The organism is Bacillus sp. NPDC077411 (genome assembly GCF_044543425.1).
GTDB lineage: Bacteria > Bacillota > Bacilli > Bacillales > Bacillaceae_G > Bacillus_A > Bacillus_A bruguierae.
This window is the reverse complement of sequence record NZ_JBITWA010000005.1, coordinates 60,120-80,185: the sequence shown is the minus strand read 5'-3', so window position 1 is coordinate 80,185 and position 20,066 is coordinate 60,120. Positions and strand designations below refer to the sequence as shown.

The 20,066-nt window shown below is 35.3% G+C and carries 17 protein-coding genes; 15 read left to right on the top strand and 2 right to left on the bottom strand.

Going from position 1 to position 20,066, the window contains the following annotated elements:
* The first annotated feature begins 139 nt into the window (after nucleotides 1-139).
* From ACIGHG_RS08960 to hcp, 13 genes are all read left to right on the top strand, one after another.
* Nucleotides 140-1,288: a GAF domain-containing sensor histidine kinase gene (locus tag ACIGHG_RS08960; protein ID WP_396548147.1), complete on the top strand. Its 1,149-nt coding sequence runs from the start codon at nucleotides 140-142 to the stop codon at nucleotides 1,286-1,288.
* Nucleotides 1,285-1,920 carry a response regulator gene (locus tag ACIGHG_RS08955; RefSeq protein WP_090911631.1) on the top strand — a complete coding sequence of 212 codons (636 nt, stop codon included), beginning with the start codon at nucleotides 1,285-1,287 and terminating at the stop codon, nucleotides 1,918-1,920. The genes ACIGHG_RS08960 and ACIGHG_RS08955 overlap by 4 nt, the downstream gene beginning before the upstream one ends.
* 154 nt (nucleotides 1,921-2,074) lie before the next feature.
* Nucleotides 2,075-2,611: an NADPH-dependent FMN reductase gene (locus ACIGHG_RS08950; RefSeq protein ID WP_336472677.1), complete on the top strand. Its 537-nt coding sequence runs from the start codon at nucleotides 2,075-2,077 to the stop codon at nucleotides 2,609-2,611.
* Nucleotide 2,612: 1 nt separating this feature from the next.
* Complete coding sequence (locus ACIGHG_RS08945; protein ID WP_396548144.1) at nucleotides 2,613-3,842, top strand: MFS transporter; 1,230 nt, start codon at nucleotides 2,613-2,615, stop codon at nucleotides 3,840-3,842.
* A 287-nt stretch (nucleotides 3,843-4,129) separates the two neighbouring features.
* The gene (locus ACIGHG_RS08940; protein ID WP_396548142.1) at nucleotides 4,130-4,684 is read left to right on the top strand and encodes a YdcF family protein; all 555 of its coding nucleotides are present in this window, start codon (nucleotides 4,130-4,132) and stop codon (nucleotides 4,682-4,684) included.
* Between the two features lie 101 nt (nucleotides 4,685-4,785).
* The gene (locus ACIGHG_RS08935; protein ID WP_396548140.1) at nucleotides 4,786-5,739 is read left to right on the top strand and encodes an ABC transporter ATP-binding protein; all 954 of its coding nucleotides are present in this window, start codon (nucleotides 4,786-4,788) and stop codon (nucleotides 5,737-5,739) included.
* 3 nt (nucleotides 5,740-5,742) lie between these two features.
* On the top strand, nucleotides 5,743-7,254 hold the full coding sequence (locus tag ACIGHG_RS08930; RefSeq protein ID WP_336472673.1) for an ABC transporter permease/substrate-binding protein: 1,512 nt from the start codon (nucleotides 5,743-5,745) through the stop codon (nucleotides 7,252-7,254).
* A gap of 388 nt (nucleotides 7,255-7,642) precedes the next feature.
* Complete coding sequence (gene arcD, locus ACIGHG_RS08925) at nucleotides 7,643-9,070, top strand: arginine-ornithine antiporter (RefSeq protein WP_336472808.1); 1,428 nt, start codon at nucleotides 7,643-7,645, stop codon at nucleotides 9,068-9,070.
* Nucleotides 9,071-9,218: 148 nt separating this feature from the next.
* Nucleotides 9,219-9,479, top strand: coding sequence for a LemA domain protein (locus ACIGHG_RS08920; protein ID WP_336472672.1), 261 nt, complete (start codon nucleotides 9,219-9,221; stop codon nucleotides 9,477-9,479).
* 84 nt (nucleotides 9,480-9,563) lie between these two features.
* The gene (locus ACIGHG_RS08915) at nucleotides 9,564-11,375 is read left to right on the top strand and encodes a hypothetical protein (RefSeq protein WP_336472671.1); all 1,812 of its coding nucleotides are present in this window, start codon (nucleotides 9,564-9,566) and stop codon (nucleotides 11,373-11,375) included.
* Entirely contained in the window at nucleotides 11,365-13,215 is a 1,851-nt protein-coding gene (locus tag ACIGHG_RS08910) for a hypothetical protein (RefSeq protein WP_396548279.1), read from the top strand. Before ACIGHG_RS08915 ends, ACIGHG_RS08910 begins: the two co-directional genes overlap by 11 nt.
* Before the next feature lie 267 nt (nucleotides 13,216-13,482).
* Nucleotides 13,483-14,079, top strand: coding sequence for a hypothetical protein (locus ACIGHG_RS08905; protein WP_090911610.1), 597 nt, complete (start codon nucleotides 13,483-13,485; stop codon nucleotides 14,077-14,079).
* Nucleotides 14,080-14,185: 106 nt separating this feature from the next.
* Complete coding sequence (hcp, locus tag ACIGHG_RS08900; protein ID WP_336472806.1) at nucleotides 14,186-15,472, top strand: hydroxylamine reductase; 1,287 nt, start codon at nucleotides 14,186-14,188, stop codon at nucleotides 15,470-15,472.
* Between the two features lie 47 nt (nucleotides 15,473-15,519).
* On the opposite strand, the gene ACIGHG_RS08895 is transcribed toward hcp, so the two are convergent.
* On the bottom strand, nucleotides 15,520-16,011 hold the full coding sequence (locus ACIGHG_RS08895; protein ID WP_336472670.1) for a chromosome segregation protein: 492 nt from the start codon (nucleotides 16,009-16,011) through the stop codon (nucleotides 15,520-15,522).
* A gap of 779 nt (nucleotides 16,012-16,790) precedes the next feature.
* On the opposite strand from ACIGHG_RS08895, the gene ACIGHG_RS08890 reads away from it, so the two are divergent.
* Nucleotides 16,791-18,125 (top strand): hemolysin family protein, encoded by a 1,335-nt coding sequence (locus ACIGHG_RS08890; protein ID WP_336472805.1) that lies wholly within the window; start codon nucleotides 16,791-16,793, stop codon nucleotides 18,123-18,125.
* A gap of 177 nt (nucleotides 18,126-18,302) precedes the next feature.
* Here the strand turns inward: ACIGHG_RS08890 and ACIGHG_RS08885 are convergent, their stop codons facing one another.
* Entirely contained in the window at nucleotides 18,303-18,695 is a 393-nt protein-coding gene (locus tag ACIGHG_RS08885) for a YueI family protein (protein ID WP_336472669.1), read from the bottom strand.
* A 178-nt stretch (nucleotides 18,696-18,873) separates the two neighbouring features.
* On the opposite strand from ACIGHG_RS08885, the gene ACIGHG_RS08880 reads away from it, so the two are divergent.
* The gene (locus ACIGHG_RS08880) at nucleotides 18,874-20,007 is read left to right on the top strand and encodes a BA2291 family sporulation histidine kinase (RefSeq protein ID WP_396548136.1); all 1,134 of its coding nucleotides are present in this window, start codon (nucleotides 18,874-18,876) and stop codon (nucleotides 20,005-20,007) included.
* Nucleotides 20,008-20,066 lie beyond the last annotated feature (59 nt).

Genomic DNA, 20,066 nt, shown 5'->3' with positions numbered 1-20,066 from the left:
GTCGCTGCTATGCATGGCCAGATGCTCTTGCTTGCCTAGAAAGAAAGAGGGTTTTTATGTCGCTTTTTTAATTTGTATTTATATAGTGATATGAGTTTTATTTGTAGTATTTAGAAATTTCATAATGTTATAATGAGAAATGGTGATGAACATGAATGAAAATGATAGACAAATGCATCGATTGCAAGCGTTAAAAGAAATTGCGGAGTTATTAAATGAAGCGACTGATTTGCAGCAAATGTTAGAAAAAGTTCTGCATACGCTCTTGCAAGTGATGGATTTACAAACAGGATGGATTTTTTTTATTGATGAAAAAGGAACGCATCAAATGCTCGTTGATACAAATTTACCACCAGCACTTACATGGGAAGAAAAGAAACCAATGTGCGAAGGTGATTGTTGGTGTATTAATCGATTTGTTGCGGGGCGTTTGCAAAAAGCAACAAATATTATTGAATGTAAGCGTATAGAGGATGCGATTGAATATGAGTGGGGAGAAACAGAGAGTATTACGCATCATGCGACGATTCCACTTCAGGCAGGAGAGGAGAAGTTTGGATTATTAAATGTTGCTTCTCCTCATAAAACGTACTTTACAGAAGAAGAATTAGCTTTATTAGAAGCGATTGCCTTTCAAATAGGGACAACGATTCAACGGATTAGGCTAGTTGAGAAAGAGCGGAAATATGTAATCGTTGCAGAAAGAAATCGCCTAGCACGTGATTTGCATGATTCTGTTAAGCAACTTCTCTTTTCCATTATGCTAACGGCTAGAGGAACAATGGATATGACGAAAAATAAAGAATTAAAGGAGATGTTAACGTATATAGGAGAGTTATCACAAGAGGCGCTGCAAGAGATGACATTATTAATTTGGCAGTTACGGCCTGAAGGTTTAGAAAAAGGTCTTGCTGAAGCAATTCAAAATTATGGGAAGCTCCTTGGTATTCATGTAATTATGCGAATTGATAGGGTTATTTCGATGGATGATGAAATAGAAGAAATGTTATGGCGTGTTAGTCAAGAAGCACTTCATAATTGTAAAAAACACGCTTCTTGCGAAAACGTATTTGTACATATAAAAATAGAAAACAATATGTTGAAGTTTCAAATCGAAGATGACGGAATCGGATTTATGAAAGAGAAAGTAAGAGATTCTGCGCTTGGTTTGAAAAATATGCAAGAGCGTATTGAGTTAATGAAAGGGAAGTTTCATATTCAAACGAAACTAGGTGAAGGAACGAAGATTGAGATTCAGTTACCAGTTCAAAGGGGAGACATGTATTGAAAATTAAATTACTGCTTGTAGAAGATCATCATATTGTCCGAAGAGGACTTGTTTTCTTTTTAAAAACAAAAGAAGAATTTGACATTATTGGTGAAGTGGGAGATGGAGAAGAGGCATTACAATTTATTCAAACAGAACGACCTGATGTTGTATTAATGGATGTGTCGATGCCGAAAATGGACGGAATTGAAGCAACGAAGCGTATAAAACAATATGACTCATCTATTAAAATACTGATGTTAAGCAGTTTCTCAGAACAAGATTATGTTCTTCCAGCAATGGAAGCAGGTGCAGATGGATATCAATTAAAAGAAGTGCAGCCCGATCAACTTGTAGCTTCTATTATTGCAGTTCATCAAGGGAATGCTAATTTTCATCCAAAAGTAACGCCTGCCTTATTAGGTCGCCCTGCGGCAATTGAGAGTAAGCAAGATCACTTGTCTATGTTAACGAAACGAGAAAAAGAAGTGCTGCGAGAAATAGCCAAAGGAAGAAGTAATAAAGAAATTGCGTCAGAACTACATATTACAGAACAAACTGTGAAAACGCATGTTTCAAATGTCCTAGCTAAATTACATGTAGATGATCGAACGCAAGCAGCCTTGTATGCGGTAAAACATGGTGTTGTATAGGAAGAGTAATGACAGAAACTCATACGAAAGTATGAGTTTCTGTTTTGTTTTTTCATACTATTTTCTCAAGTGGTTTCCGCCTTTCTTACGGTTTATAAGAGGGAATTTTCTGATAAGATAAATATAGAAATTCAAACAAGGGAGAGAAATAATCATGAAACTAGTTGTCATTAACGGTACGCCACGTAAATTTGGTAAAACTCGCGTCATTGCAAAGCATATTGCACAGACTTATAACGGAGAATTATATGATTTAGCTGTTGAAGCGCTTCCGTTATATAACGGAGAAAATTCTCAATATGAATTACAAGCAGTAACAAAATTAAAGAAACTTGTTAAAGAAGCAGATGGTGTTGTCCTATGCACGCCGGAATATCATAATGCGATGAGCGGTGCACTAAAAAATGCATTTGATTTTCTTGGAAGCAGCGAGTTTATGCATAAACCGGTTGGGCTTCTTGCAGTTGCAGGTGGAGGTAAAGGTGGTATAAATGCCTTAAATAGTATGCGCATTGTGGCAAGAGGCGTATATGCAAATGTGATTCCGAAACAAGTTGTTATTGATAGTCTTCATGTACAGAACGGAGAATTAGGGGAAGATGCGAAACCGCTAATTGCAGATTTGCTAAAAGAATTGAGAGGATACATGAGCATTTTTCCAGAACTGAAAAAACAGCTAGGAGCTGATTAATATGTCATCTCTTTACCGTGATTCCCGGTTGTACTATATTCTTGGAGCCAATAGCTTATCGGCGATTGGCTCTGGGATTACGATGATTACGATTTCATGGCTGCTTGTAACGGCGCCTGGTGGCAATACAATGTTTGGTTATATTTCGATTATGTCTACACTTGTTATGTTTTTGTGTACACCGTTTATCGGACATTGTATTGATCGCTTTTCTCGTAAAACGTTACTCTTAGTGAATGAAGCCATCGGAGCAATCGCAGTCTTTGTTATGGTATATTGGGGATTTACAGGTCACTCCTATGAAACAATCCATTACATTGTGCTGTATATAGCAGGTTCGTTTTATTATCTAGTATTTTATCCGAATATTTTCGCATTTAATCAAGAAGTGTTTGCACCAGAGCATTATAAATCACTTAGTGGTACGATGGAAATACAGGGACAATTGACACAAGTTATTGCTGGTGCAGTTGCTAGTTTTATGATTACAATTGTTGCTGTCAAATGGATTTTATTTATTAATATGTTAGCGTATGTCGGTGCATTTGTACTGCTATCGTTTATTCCATATACAAAACAGAGAACAAAACTAGGAAAGCAACCATTTGCAAAACAAATTTTTGAAGGCGTTCATTTTATGAAGAAAAGAAAGCAATTATTTTGGTTTTTATTTGCATCTTATATGCCGTTTATCGGTGTAATGATGACGAACTACTTAATGCCGGTATACATTTCAGACGTATTAAAGGCAAATGGATCAGTATATGGAACAGAAGGAATGATGTACGGAATTGGTGCGATGCTTGCGGGAATTGGCATTCCAATTCTTATGAAATATGTAAAAACAGAAGTATCTATTGTATTCACAATGCTCATATATACAATTTCAATTACCGTAATGGTTATACAACCATCCGTTTACTTGGTATACGGCCTTGCTATTTTTAAGGCAATGGGAAATGCAGGAACACGTGTTGCACGAAGCGTGCTTATGATGGAAGAGGTTCCAAATGAAATAATTGGGCGTGTTGATAGTCTATTTCGATTTGTTGGTACAGGTGTACGAGTTATTCTTCTTATTGCCTTTACAACGTTTGTGTCTCAAATTGGTGTCATGATTCCGTTTTATGCACTGAGCATATTATTAATTGGTGCAACATGTATTGGGGTTTCATATGTGAAAATGCAGCGGCAAGAACGAATTCACATTACCAATAAAACGGTTGTATAGTAACGAATCTAATACACATCCTATAGATGTAACATTTAAAAAAAGGTGTGAAATGATATGGGAAAAACAAAAGCACTAGGTTCTGCGAAGCATAAAGGAAATCAAACGCAAGATCATACGTCTTCAAAGAAAGCACGCAATGCTCAAAATGCAGGACAGCGTCAAGGATAGGGAAAGTAGCGAGGATTGTCTCCTCGCTATTTTTTTGAAATTTACTAGATGTAGGTAAAATACTTCTGCATGATCTCTTTCTTTTATATAATATAAAAAAGGGAGAGAACTGCTATATGAATAAATGGTTATTATTACTGTTGTTATTACCGCCAGTATATGTTGTTTATATAACATACTGCATGAAGAAAACTGCTAATGAGAAAGTAAGTCATACAGCACCGTATGTTTTAATTTTAGGTGCAAAACTATTTGGTGATAAACCGTCATTATCACTACAAAATCGATTAGATGTAGCGCTAGGCTATTTACATTCGCATCCAAAAGTAAAAGTAGTTGTATCTGGCGGACAAGGAGACGATGAAGATATTTCAGAGGCTCTTAGTATGAGTCGCTATTTAATGGAAAACGGCATTGGAAAAGAAAGAATTTTACTTGAAGATCGTTCTACAAGTACATATGAAAATATAAAGTTTTCTAAGGATTTATATGATATAAAACATGCGGTTGTAGTAAGTAACACCTATCATTTATACCGAGCAAAAATTATTGCAGATCGCTTAGGAATGAAGATGGAAGCACTTGCTGCACCAACGCCAAAGCGTTCGCGGAAAAAGGCATATATACGTGAGTATGCGGCGGTCATAAAGACAATTTTAAAAGATTATTAGAGCTCAAAATAGAGCTCTTTTTATTTTGAAAAGACAAATCATTTGAAAATAGCTCAAATTTCCATGAGAATAGAGGAAAGAATGAAAAAGGAGTTGTATTTGTGATTCGATTTGAACACGTTTCAAAAACGTTTGATGATAAAACAAAGGTGGTAGATTCTCTAGAGCTAGAGATTCGTAAAGGAGAATTTTTTGTTTTGATTGGTCCGAGTGGATGTGGAAAAACAACGACAATGAAAATGATCAATCGATTAATTGAAACAACAGAAGGTTCAATTTTTATTGATGGGAAGAATATTCGGGATTATAACATTCATGAATTACGATGGAATATTGGATATGTATTGCAACAAATTGCGCTATTTCCGCATATGACAATTGCAGAAAACATTGCGGTTGTACCAGAAATGCGCAAATGGAGTAAAGCGAAAATTCAAAAGCGTGTTGATGAATTATTAGAAATGGTTGGTTTAGATCCTGATACATATAGGGGACGTATGCCAGATGAATTATCTGGCGGTCAAAAGCAGCGCGTTGGTGTTGTGCGAGCGCTTGCGGCCAATCCCAAAATTGTTTTAATGGATGAACCGTTTAGTGCGCTTGACCCTTTAAGCCGTGAACAGCTGCAGCGTGATTTAGTAGACTTACAAAAAAAGATTCAAAAAACAATTGTTTTCGTAACTCATGATATGCAAGAAGCATTAGCACTTGGTGATCGTATTTGTATAATGAAAGATGGAAAAGTTGTCCAACTTGATACGCCAGAAGTAATTTTACAAAACCCCGCAAATACATTTGTAGAAGAATTTATTGGGAGACCACGATTATCTTGGTATGATCATAGAAAAGTAGAAGATATAGTATCAATATTAGTACAAGAAGGAAAACAAGGTGATGGTAATCCACTTTCGACTGAAGCTTCCTTGCAGGACGCTTTACTTCGTTTAGAACGCGAAAAAGAAATACCAATCGAACAAAACGGTACATACATTGGTACATTAACAAGTCAACATATCGTTCAATATATAGTAGAGCAAATGAAAGTGAGGGGATAGACAGTGACGTCCTTTTTACAAACGATACAAGAGCGTAAACAAGAACTGTTAAGTGCCCTTTTGGAACATTTACAAATTTCGTTGATTGCTTTATTTTTCGCAATTCTTATCGCAGTGCCACTTGGAATTTTGTTAACAAGAAAAGAGCCTATTGCTGAATGGGTAATTGGTACTTCTGCTGTAATGCAAACGATTCCTTCTTTAGCACTTCTTGGGTTATTAATTCCGTTAGTTGGTATCGGAAAGGTTCCAGCTATAATCGCCCTTGTGATTTATGCACTGCTTCCTATTTTAAGAAATACATATACGGGGATACGTGAACTAGATCCATCACTTATTGAGGCAGCAAAAGCGATGGGAATGAACAATTGGAGGCGTTTATGGAAGGTAGAAATACCACTTGCTTGGCCTATTATTATGGCAGGAATTCGGACGGCAATGGTATTAATTGTTGGTACGGCGACATTAGCTGCTTTAATTGGAGCAGGAGGGTTAGGAAAGCTTATTCTGCTTGGAATTGATCGAAATGACCATGCTCTTATTATATTAGGGGCTATTCCAGCTGCATTATTAGCACTATTCTTTGATGGTGTGTTACGCATGACCTTGCATGTAAGACGTTCACCGAGACGAACAATAGTTGCAGCAGTTGCTGTATTTGGAATCATCATCGCACCTTTTCTTTGGAGTGTGCAGAAGAAAGATATCGTAATTGCTGGTAAGCTTGGTTCAGAACCGGAAATTTTAATTCAGATGTATAAACAATTAATCGAACAGGATACTGATTTAAAAGTAGAGGTAAAACCAGGATTCGGAAAAACATCTTTTATATTTGAAGCGTTAAAATCTAAAGAAATCGATATTTATCCAGAATTTTCAGGAACAGCTTTATCAACTTTCGTAAAAGAAGCACCAAAAAGTACAGGTCGTCAAGAAGTATATGAGCAGGCACGAAATGGGATGGAGCAAAAATTTAATATGAAGCTGTTAAAGCCAATGCAGTATAACAACACGTACGCATTAGCAGTACCAAAACAAATAGCGAAGCAGTATAATATCAAGACAATTTCTGATTTGAAAAATGTTTCTTCTGAAATGAAAGCTGGCTTTACACTTGAGTTTGCAGATCGTGAAGATGGATATAAAGGAATACAAACACTATATAATATACAGTTTCCTCATTTGAAAACAATGGAACCGAAGTTGCGTTATAGTGCAATTCAATCTGGTGATGTGAATGTCATTGATGCTTATTCAACAGACAGTGAATTACAGCAATACGGTCTACAAGTATTAGAAGATGATAAAGGGCTGTTTCCACCATATCAAGGAGCGCCATTAGTACGTGAAGAAACGTTAAAGAAATATCCAGAAATTGAAAAATCATTAAATAAACTTGCGGGGAAAATTACTGACGAAGAAATGCGTAACATGAATTATGAAGTGAACGTAGAAGGTAAAGCAGCAGAGACTGTAGCAAAAGAATTTTTACAAAAAGAAGGACTATTAAAATAGATGAAGTGAAACTTCCATCAGAGAGGGTTTTATCACCCTCTGATGGAAACCTCGTCCAATTGGGCACATAGCGGCAGTTATCCACCATCTATCTTCTTCGGACTCCTCACAATCTTGAGGGCGGGATTTTACTGCTCACGAATAGCAGGATAAAATTTACAGATGTAACATAAAAAAGTGGTTTATATAAAAATAAACGACTTTTTTTATGCATACTTATACTTTTTTTCGAAAAAGTATTCCATTTTTGCTCATTTTCTTTTAGAATAGGTAATGTTTTTCTGAAAGAATATAAAGTGATACAGTTCGTCATTTTCAGGGTACGTATTTTTTATATAAATAACTCATAATATGAATGCCTGGTGGAACGGAATGAACACATCAAGAAATTGCAGACGGGGTGATACCAATAGAAAAGAAATTAGGATTTTTTCCATTAATTGCACTTGTAGTAGGAACAATGGTTGGAGGCGGGGTGTTTAGTTTACCGCACGATTTAGCAGCAGGAGCAAACAGCGGTGCTACCTTAATTGGTTGGTGCATTACAGCTTTAGGAATGATTCCGCTTGCTCTTGTATATCAATCATTAGCACATCGAAAGCCAGAGCTTGAGGGTGGCATTTATAGTTATGCACGCGCTGGTTTTGGAGAATATATTGGATTTAACAGCGCATGGGGATATTGGATTGCTGGAATATTAGGTAATGTTGCAACAATTATGTTGTTATTTAACTCATTAGCATATTTTTTCCCGATTTTTAAAGGTGGTAATAATGTTCCATCTATTGTCGGTGCATCACTTTTATTGTGGACACTTCATTTTCTTATATTACTTGGAATTCGTGAAGCTTCGATTATGAATTTTATTGCGACAATTGGTAAGCTTGTCCCAATTGTATTATTTATTGTGATTATGGTTACTGCGTTTCGGTGGGATATATTTACGCATGACTTTTGGGGAAAAGCTCCGGTTTCATTATCTTCTGTACTTGGACAAGTTAAAAATACGATGCTTGTTACGCTTTGGGTATTTATTGGCGTAGAAGGGGCAGTCGTTTTATCGGGCCGAGCAAAGCATAGCCGTGATGTCGGAAAAGCAACTGTATTCGGTTTACTGTTAGTAATGGGCATTTATATTTTAATTTCTGTTTTATCATTAGGGGTAATGTCACGAGAGGAATTAGCGGCACTTGAAACACCGTCAATGGGACATGTATTAGAGCATGTCGTTGGTTCATGGGGCGCATTTGTTATTAACTTAGGATTAATCGCCTCGCTTATTGGTACATTAATTGGTTGGTTTTTACTTGTTTCGGAAATTTCTCACGTTGCTGGAAAAGACGGCGTATTTCCGAAGGTCTTTACGAAAACGAACAAAAATCATACACCACATATGGCATTATGGATTTCAAACTGTGTTGCCCAAACATTATTTATTATTGTGTTATTTTCAGCATCCACATATCAGATCATGTATTTTATTGCATCAACATCAATTTTACTCCCATATGTATTTTCAGCACTATATCAGTTGAAATTAGTGATTACAAAAGCATATGAAGGAAACAGATGGAAAGATGGGATACTTGCTTCTATGGCATCTGTATATGGAGTTTGGCTTGTATATGCAGCCGGATTGAAAAATTTATTACTTGTTTCTTTAGTTTATGGCATCGGACTTATTGTGTATGTCGCTGCAAGAAAAGAGCAAGGAAATCGCTGTTTTACTCGCGCTGAACAATATGTGATGATTATCATTTTACTTGCAGCAGGTACTTCTATTTATATGCTGGTTACTGGAAAGATTGGAATGTAAAGATATCAATATACAAAAAAGGATTTATGCTACAGTGTGGGCATAGATCCTTTTTTTGATGGGTGAACAAGATTTCTTGCGTGGTTAGCAGGAATTTTTAGGGATTAACAGAATATATAGTTTTAAGAATGTGTAGGAGGGGATTGTTATGGAAGAAAAGGAAAAATTGATGCGGATTGTAGAGTTAGCACAAGATGTTCGGAAATTATTAGTGCAAGAAGCGTTCTTTAATCGAAATCCCGAACTGCGCGGAGCGGTAGAAAATTTAGCGTGTTCTGTAGAGGTTTTAGCTAATATGCATGTACATGAAGATAAAAATGCAGAAGATACATTACGTTATGTATTAGCGAAAATGAAGATTGCTCACAATGCAATTTCTCACGAAAAAGGAGACTTTCATTTAACCTGACAATAAGTGTCAGGTTTTTTGTTTCTAGTTTGCTTTTATTATTCATACAATGATAAAAGCATTGAAAAAAAGAAGGTGAGCGAGATGAAACTTGAGAAAGCTCTTCACCCAAGTTTTGTAAAGAGATTACAGCATATGCGTTTTGTTGGGAAATTTGCAGAAGAGCCAAAGAAGAAAGGATCATTTTTTGTCGTTTGTCTTTCGCCAATTCCAAACATAATTGAAGTGGCTTTTGGAGAAGATTCTTATATATTTGAGGGTTTATATAAAAATAAACAAAATGAAAAATTTTTCGCAAGTATAAAAGAAGGAAAACGAGAAAAACAATTGTTGTTATTCCGACTTTCTTATATGGAGAACACTTTATATGTAGAATTAATAGATGCTGAAGAACGAGAAATTGCAAACTCCTATAAAATGATTCCTTCTCCTAAACTATCAGTCACAAAAGCGAGAGAAGTGTTTGAAAGAAAACTTGAGAAAGGATATGTTTCATTTCTAGTGCCCAAATTTCCACATGATTTTGGTACGCCAGGGTTGTTATGGTATGAAGGGCGGATATATGGAAATGTATCTTTAAAACCTTCTATTAGTGCCATTACATATCGAGAACAGAGGCGGGATGTTCGTTACCTCGATGTGGATGATTGGATGCAGTATGCCGATATGAATGTAGAGAATAGTTTGTTTTTTGTGCGAACAGAAGTATATGAGCAATTAGAAAAACAAATAAAAGAGAATGGAAAACAAATTGAAATCAGCGATACACGTAAACAAGAAAAGGGAAATGAATGGAATGAACGTGAGTATTCTTTTATACAATGCGTAAAGCAAATTATCGCAGAAAAAGAATTATATATTGATGAAAGTGATATTTACAATTTTCATATTTGTGTAAAGACAAATTTATTGACAATAGTAGGTGGTATGCCTGGAATCGGAAAATCACAGTTTGTGCAAGCCTATGCAGAAGCGCTTGGATTAACATTTGGGAAAGATTTCATTTGGATTCCTGTGTCACCATCTTATCAAGAGCCTCATGATGTATTAGGTTATCTTCATTCAAATGGAACGTATATGGAAAGTGAAACAAAACTTGTTCGAACATTGTTAGATGCTGCTGAAAATCCAAATCAATTATATATGATTGTATTTGATGAAATGAACTTGTCATATATTGAGCATTGGTTTACTCCTTTTCTATCACTCTTGCAGCTAGATCGAAAAAACCGTATTTTAACTTTATATGCGGCTAGTAATGAAAAAGAACAGGATGTACCACCGCAAATAGAAATTGGTGATAATGTCATTTTTATTGGTACAGTTAATTTTGATGAAACAACAAAGGAGCTATCTGACCGTTTATTAGACCGTGTAAATGTTGTATTCCTTCAAAAAATTCCATTCTGTGAGATGAGTATGGTCGAGAGAAAGATGATAAATATTCCGTTTTCATTATCTGTTTCAGCCTTAGAATTTCGAATGAACTGGGTTCATCACAAGGCAATGCTTGATGTGTTTACAGAAGAAGAATTGGAGTTATTAGATAAAGTGCATCAGCTGTTATTTCTTCACGATGCTTCAAAAGGAATTTCTTTTCGCGTTGCGTCGGCAATTGCATCTTATTTGCAAAATATCCCATATGATGAAGGGAGATCTTTGTTAATAAGTCGTGAAGAAGCATTTGATTTACAAATAAAACAACGTATTTTAACGAAGTTACGTGGTACAGAAGCGACAATGAGGGCATTGCTTCGTGAAGAGGGAAAGAAAGAGATGTCTCTTGTACAACTATTACAATCATCACTTGCAAATCGTGTATCAACTTTTGAACACTCACTGCTGTATATGAAACAAAAACAGCGAGAGTTGGAGCTGTATGGATATGTTAAATGAAGGTACGTATGAAACAGAAATCATGGAGACAGGGGAGAGGCTTCCCTTTGTATTGAAAGTAATAGTAGGAGCAGAAGAGAAGGGGGAGCATATTGTATTAAATAAACTTTGTGTTTCGCCAGTTACGATTTCTTCATGTGTGTACAAAGTACAAGAATTAAAACCGCTTCGGCTACATATACAATCAAGGTACCCAATAAAGATTACGTTCATTTGGAATAAAGTATATGAAGGACAAAAGCAACATATGGAATGGAAATATGAACTGCATGAAAAGCAACGTACTGTTTTACTATATGAGCATGGAAAAACGGATTATTTATATCCATGGCGCTGCGGTGTATATCACTTTGAAGTGCAAGTTGGAGAAGAGGTGTTTTACGGGGCATTTCAAATCGTTCCGAAAAATTTTTTTGATGATCAACTAGAGTTAATTCAGCAATATGTAAAGTCTGTACTAGGTGAAATCATTTTAGATCGTGGATATTATAAAAAGACATTTGTTACGTTTGCAGATATTGAAGATTATTCATATATGCGTATGCTCCGTATGTTGCCGCAAAAAATGAAAAAAGTAAAGCAGTTATATTATGAAATGCAGCAAAAGAAATTTTTTGAACAAGAACATATATGGGAAATAAAAGAGAGAAAACCCACAAGAAAGAGCACCATTATACATGAGAAAAAACCGTATGCAAAATGGTATAATCGCCGCTTTACAGAGCAAGAGCATTGTAAAGAAAATGGTTATGTAAAATATAAAACGAAGTTGTTTTATAATAAACTATTAGAAATTGATTTATTTTTGCGCGAAATTATTCAGAAACTAGAGCGGGCACAGCAAACACGAAGAGAAGAGAAAAAAGCAGTGTATACCATTTTACAAATGATTGAGCGAAATGGCTCTGTGACTGAGCGAGACAAACAAAAATATGGCAACATTCATTTGTTAAAAGACACTGATTTGCGCAAAATTGCGATGAAAATTCAAGAATATAAAGTGTTATATACCATTTTGCAAAGTACACTTACGTATTTTTCACATCTTTTATACACACCATTTTGGAGAGGGGTTCAGGAAGAAATTACACTTACAACACATTCACTTCCTCCTTTATATCACCAGCTATTACGTCAACTTGAATTTTTACCGCAGCACAATGAATTAGAACCATCGTTTTTATTTGTTTATAAGCCGACATTTTTAATTTATGAGTATTATGCATATTTTACTATTGTGGAAATTTTACAGGAGATTGGTTTTAACGATGCTCCGTCAATTGCAGAACAAATTCAATCGTATTTTTATTTAGATGGTTTACAAGATGGAACAACAATTGTGTTAGAAAACGAAGAGTTGCAGCTGCATGTGGCATTCAATGATTTAATTGAAATACATCCGCTTATTGCGCTCAGTAAACAGAGTCATTTTTATAATGGAGAAGATACCAAAAAACCAGATATTCGTATTGATTGTTATAAGCGAGGAGAAACTGCCTATATATATCAATCATCTATTATTATTGAAGTGAAATATAGTCCGATGTATAACATTTTTCAGCCAGTTGGAAATACGAAAGCAACCGAGCAGATGTACAAATATTGGTCAATTAAATATGTAGAAGAGCAGAATGGAAAACGATTATTTCACCGCCGTGCAATTTATGAAGTTATATGTGTATATCCAGGCAGTAATATGCATGCCAAAAAAATTGAAGCAGGTTGCGGTATATTTTTACAATTGTATCCGTATAAAACAAAAAAAGGCGAAGAGAGGCTAGCGGGGAAAAAAGAATTAGTGAATATTTTTCAGGGGTGGTTGGCGGGGATAAGGAAATAATGTTTTATCTTATCCCCCTAGTGGTCAGTTTTTCTTTTGAATTTTGAGGTGAGGAAGGTATTTTACAAAATGTAACATGTTTTTTATGAATATTGTTATGTATATATGGAATTTTTGTGTAAATGTAAAAATAATACAGGAATCATCATTTATATATGGAAACTATAAATGGAAAAACAATTTTTCTTGCATAGCATGTTTCCTTTTTATATGATAGGTGATGAAAGCGCTAACAAAAGTAAAGGGTAATGGGAAAGGCGGGGTAGTATGTTCCAACGTGTTCAAACAAAGGAAGAACATTTTTGGTTCGAACAATTATGGGGAGATTTTTGTGAAGAACGAAACTTAATGTTTGTAGAACGAAATTTAACACCTTCAAGATTTTTATTGATAGAAGACAATCATTATATCGGAACGGTTGAATGTATACATTATACAACACCTGAACAATCGAATTCCGAGTTTTTTTATCCGTTTTCTGAAAGTGAATATATAAAAGGGTTAAAAAACGTGTACGAAATTGGAAAGTTAAGTATTGCAAAAACATCTCGCGGTCGTGGACAATTTAAACAACTTGCGACGATTTTATTTATACATGCGTTAGAAGTAAAGGCGGAGTGGTATATTGCGGTTGTAACAAAGCGTATGTATATGTACTTACGTTCATTAGGATTTCCAATTGAGCCAATCGATGAAGCATTGACTGTTAATGATGAACTACAAGGTGTACCAGTTCGTATTCATGTTATGAAGGGATTGACGCATATGTATTCTTTGAAGGAATTTCGTGATGTGATTCAAGGAAATGCACATGCACAAGCATTGATTAAAGAGAACAGTAAAAATATTATGTTAACAAGATAAAAATTGTCACAAAATTGCATCATTCCATGTGATTATCATCACATCTTTCGATAGCGATTTGTATTACGCTTACACTATAAAGATTGCTAGAGAGGGGATGGGAATGATGTTTTGTCATCAATGTGAACAAACGCCTACCGGAGGATGTAAAATTATCGGAGTTTGTGGAAAAGATGAAACCATTGCAAGTATACAAGATATTATCGTCTTTGCTTTAAAAGGAATTGCTGCCTATCGTACCCATGCAGCACAGCTTGGATACACAGACCCATTTGTAGATGCAGTAACGCACGAAGCGTTATATATGACGTTAACAAATTCAAACTTTAATGAACAAGAACATTTAGATATGGCAATGAAAGTTGGGAAAGCCGCGATTCGCGTGATGGAATTACTTGATAAGGCACATACTGATCATTTCGGAGTGCCAGAACCAGTACAAATTACACAAAATCGCGCTTATGGGAAAGCAATTGTTGTTACAGGACATAATTTGTTTGCGCTAGAAGAGTTATTAAAGCAAACAGAAGGAACAGGTATCAATATTTATACACATTCTGAAATGCTGCCGGCACATGGTTATCCCCAGTTGAAAAAATATGCGCATTTAAAGGGGAATATCGGAAAGGCTTGGTATGATCAGCGTCGTTTATTCGAAAAATTTTCAGGAGCTATATTAGCAACGACAAATTGTGTGATGCCAATCAAAGGAACATATGCAAATCGCTTCTTTTCCTACGATGTTGCAGGATTAGAGGGAGTACGCAAAATTGAAAATAATGATTTTACATCGCTTATTGAAACGGCGCTGGAACTTCCAGATGTACAAATGGAGTCAGAAGAACAATTAACAACGGGATTTCACCATGAAACCGTATTATCGCTTGCACCGGAAATTATTGATGCGGTGAAAGTTGGTAAAATTCAACGTTTCTTCGTCATTGCTGGTTGTGATGCACCTGGAAAAGGCGGGGAATATTATCGTGAATTAGCAACATCCTTACCACCAGAAACAGTTATTTTAACGACATCTTGTGGGAAATTTCGATTTAATGACGTAGATTATGGCTTTGTGCCAGGAACGAATATACCGCGTTATATTGATCTCGGACAATGTAATAATTCGATTTCAACAGTGAAAATTGCAGCCGCTTTAGCGGAAGCATTTCAATGTGAAGTGAATGAGTTACCAGTCAGCATTGTATTGTCTTGGTTTGAGCAAAAGGCTGTAGCCATTTTACTCGGATTATTTAGTCTTGGTATTCAAGATATTCGTATCGGTCCGAAAGCACCGGAGTTTATATCACCAGGTGTACTACAAGTGTTACAAGACGCATTTCGTTTACAACTCATTACAACAGCAGAAGAAGATATGAAAACGATGTTATCATAATAAAAAAGGTGATGTTCGATGAACATCACCTTTTTTATTACAGAATATTAAAATCCAAAAATATTCAAAATCATTTTACGTCGTTTTGGTTTTTCTTCTTGTTTTGATGCTGCGACTTCTGGGGTAATATAGATAGGTTCTTTTCGTTTAAGTGCCGCTTCTAATTGTTCAATTTTTGCATGCATTTCTTCTATTTCATTACGGTGCTGTAACAATTGATAGCTTACAACATCGTCTGCCTTTTCTTGTAATTTTTCTTCTAGACGATCTAATCGTAGGGAAATATGTTTTAATTCTTTTATAAATTGTTGCATTTCATTTGATGGTGCTGCCTCAGCAGCAGGATTGGAAGGGAGTTTATGTTCGTGACTTGATGTAGAGCGCTGAAATTCAAGCATTTGCTGTAAATCTTTTTCGTAAAAAACATAGTGTCCAAATTTATTCTTTTTTAATTCTAATCCAATTTGCTGCGCAAGGCGGATGACAGCTTTTGGACTAATACTTAACGTTTTGGCAATCATCGGCGTTTTATATTCCACAATAATCCCTCCTACGTCTTATTGTTAGAAGGATTCGTGATAGCTTTTTTGTTCCCTGCATGCTTGACAAAAGAAGTGAGAAATCGGCAAAGAAAGTGCTTTTTCACAAAAATAATTTTTTTAGGAAGGAAATATCCCGAAAATAAAAAAATTGTCTATATAAATCCATTTTAATTTTTCGGCATCTTGTCTAGCTCTGCCTCCTAGGCCCTCATGTCTAGGAACCTTCCACACAAGAAGGTAAAAAACCCCTTCTGTGTGAAGGAACCTTAGCCAACGGGGCTAAACAGTCGGTGGCTTCGCGTCTTCCGCCAAGGCAAAAAGCGCCTCTATGTCAGAAGCTCCATCCCCCTCTTGTTCTGAGCGAGCCGCTTCCGCTTTTCTTTATAAGTCGCATCTATGCAGAATACAACATGACCGCTACTTACTTTCTCCTTTTGTTTTTAAACCTTGCATGTGGCAGAAAAAGGCCCTGACCGCCTCTATGCATGGCTAGATGCTCTCGCCGCCTAAAAAGAAAGAAGTTTTTTATGTCGACTTTTTAATTTGTATGTATATAATTTCAGCTGTTTCTCTTATTTGACGGAGAGTATAAGTTTCGTTATCATAAACGTAAATATCTTTTTTATGCATGCATATAATGTATAAAAGGTGATTATTAGTGTAGAAACTTGTAAGATTGTTAGAGAAGTTTTTTCTTTAGAATAAAACAATTAGGAGGTGGCTTCCTTACTTACAAGGTGAGTAAGGAAACGTATTTGGACATATTTAGTATAAGTATGGTGATTGTTTTAATTGCCTTAACTGCTTTCTTCGTTGCGTCTGAATTTGCAATTGTCAAAGTTAGGAGCTCGCGCATCGACTATTTAATTGCAGAAGGAAATAAACGTGCAATTGCTGCGAAAACAGTCATTACAAACTTAGACGAGTATTTATCAGCGTGTCAGCTAGGGATTACAGTGACAGCGCTCGGCCTTGGATGGCTAGGGGAACCGACGGTTAAACGTATGCTTGATCCGATTTTTGCAAGATTGGAGGTGCCTCCCTCGGTAGCAACTGTCTTATCGGTTTTTTTAGCTTTTATGTTTATTACCTTTTTTCATGTTGTGGTAGGTGAGTTAGCTCCAAAAACGTTGGCAATTCAAAAGGCGGAAGGGATTAGTTTAGCAATTGCAAGACCGCTTATTTCTTTCTACCGACTTGCATATCCGTTTATTTGGACATTGAATGGTTCCGCGCGTATTGTTACGAGAATGGTTGGGCTTAAACCAATGCAGAAGCATGAAGCAGCACATTCAGAAGAAGAGTTACGCATGCTTGTATCAGAGAGTTATAAAAATGGTGAAATTAATCAATCAGAATATAAATATGTAAATAAAATTTTCGAATTTGACGATCGAATTGCGAAAGAAATTATGGTTCCGCGTACAGAAATGGTAATTTTAGAAAAAGAGCAATCTGTTACGGAAGCAATGAAAATGATGTCAAATGAGAAGTATACAAGATATCCAATCATTGATGGAGATAAGGATCATGTTATCGGTTTTGTAAACTTTAAAGATATTTTCACAGATTTTGTGAAACATGATGGGACAAATAAAGAAACTGTTGCACAGTATGCCCGTCCGATTATTCAAATTATTGAATCCATCGCTATTCATGATCTATTTGTAAAAATGCAGCGCGAACGCACACATATGGCAATTTTAGTGGATGAGTACGGCGGAACGTCTGGACTTGTAACAGTTGAAGACATATTAGAAGAAATTGTTGGCGACATACAAGATGAATTTGATACAGATGAAAAGCCAGAAATTCAGCGCATTAGCGAAACAAAAACAATTTTAGAAGGAAAAGTACTTGTTAGTGAAGTTAATGCATTGTTAGGACTTTCAATTGATGATGAAGACGTTGATACAATTGGAGGCTGGATTTTAACAGAACATCTTGAAATTGAACAAGGTGATAGTATTGATATTGAAAATTATAAGTTTCGTATTGTTGAATTAGATGGTCATTACATTAAACAAATTGAAGTGACGAAGCAGCTTGCAATGCAGCCTGTAGAAGTTGCAAAGCAACATGTCTCACTTCAAGAACAAGTCAGTTCATAACCTTTTCCTATATGGGAAGGTTTTTTTGTTTATCCCGCTATTCGCGGACAGTAAGATCCCTACCTCAAGATTTAGAGAAAAGCAAAGAAGATAGGTGGGGGATGAAGAAAACCCCCACTGATGGAAGTTTTACTTTATCGTAAAAAATACGCCCGGTTAGAGGCCAGGCGTATTTTGTCAGTTCATCTCTTGCTTATAAATCTCATCTTCCACATAAATATGTTCTTTTTCGACTGCTGTATTATGTGCGAGTACAAGTCCAATTGGTGTATTTGCATCTTTATTTTGTACAATTGTAAACGGCACTTGTTTTTCATTTGCTAATTTAATGTATTTAGATAAATGTGGATATGCGATGTTACCGTTCACATACAATGTTAATCCTTGAGAAGAACCCATACTTTTTTTAATTTCTGAATAAACGTTCGTTTGCATTACCTGTCCAATCGTTAATGCAATTTCCACACGTTCACGCAATGTGCTTAAAAACATGTTACGCTCTTCAGGCTTGTTTTGTTTTTGCCCGTGAATGCCTTCTTGAAGATAGTCTTCCACATTTTTATTTACCATTTTTTTCACACCTTTCTTGTTTCTATTGTATGAAAAAAATGAAAAGGATGCAAAAAAAAATAATTTCACATACTATATTGAAAAATTTTATCAACATGAAATAACAAAATGTGACAATAGTATCTTAACGAAAAATGTTTTTTGTGTTAATATTCAAAATATATAGGGTGTTTTTCGTATGGAGATGGAGGGAATGGGGGTTTTTCCGATCGATAAAGATATTAGTAAAATGTTTTGTACGTACTTAGAAATGAATAAACAGCTATTCGTAGAGAACTGGAAAAACAAAATTATTATTTCAGAAAATGATCCTTTTAGACAAGAAATTAATGAAAACGGAGAAAGATTGTTATCATTAATGATTGAGCTTATTATGAGTGAGAAAGGTATTGAACTTATTAGACCATTATGTGAGAAAATTGCCATTGAGCGCGCGGGGGCAGATGCAAATATTGGTGACTTTGTCTATAATGCGAATGTCGGACGGAATGAATTATTTGAAGCAATGTGTGAATTAGATGTGAGTGCTCGTGAATTGAAACCAATCATGGCAAAAATACATATTTGTTTTGATCGTTTAATTTATTATACGGTTTTGAAATACTCAGAAATTATATCGAAAAATTTGGAGGAAAAGCAAAAATTCATTAACGAAACGCATAAAGAGAGATTGACAATATTAGGACAAATGTCAGCAAGTTTTGTTCATGAGTTTCGTAATCCATTAACATCTATTATGGGATTTGTAAAGTTGTTAAAATCGGATCAACCGCATCTCCCGTATTTAGATATTATTTCCCATGAGCTTGATCAATTAAATTTTAGAATTTCTCAGTTTTTACTTGTGTCAAAAAAAGAAATATGGAATGAAGCAGAAAAATTTTGGTTGAATGATTTATTTCATGATATTATCCAATTCTTATATCCGAGTTTAGTAAATGCAAATGTTTCTATCGAGAAAAATTTGTCGCATCCAATATCATTTATGGGATATCGAAGTGAAGTTAGGCAAGTGTTTTTAAATATTTTAATGAACTCTATCGACGCTCTTGAAGGAATAGAAGAAAGTAAGAGAATTGTTATTGATGTGTGTGAAGATGAAGAGTTAATACATATTTTTATTAAAAATAATGGACCAATGATTCCGCAGGAAAATATAGAAACAATATTTGAACCATTTGTAACTACAAAAAAGTTAGGAACTGGGATTGGTTTATTTGTTTGTAAACAAATTGTGGAGAAACATAAAGGATTCATTACATGTAAGTCAACAAAAGAGTGGACAGAATTTCATATTTCGTTTGAAAAGTAATAAATGTATATAGTAGAGATGTAGATCATTGTATCGATTATATATACAAGCTGAAAAGC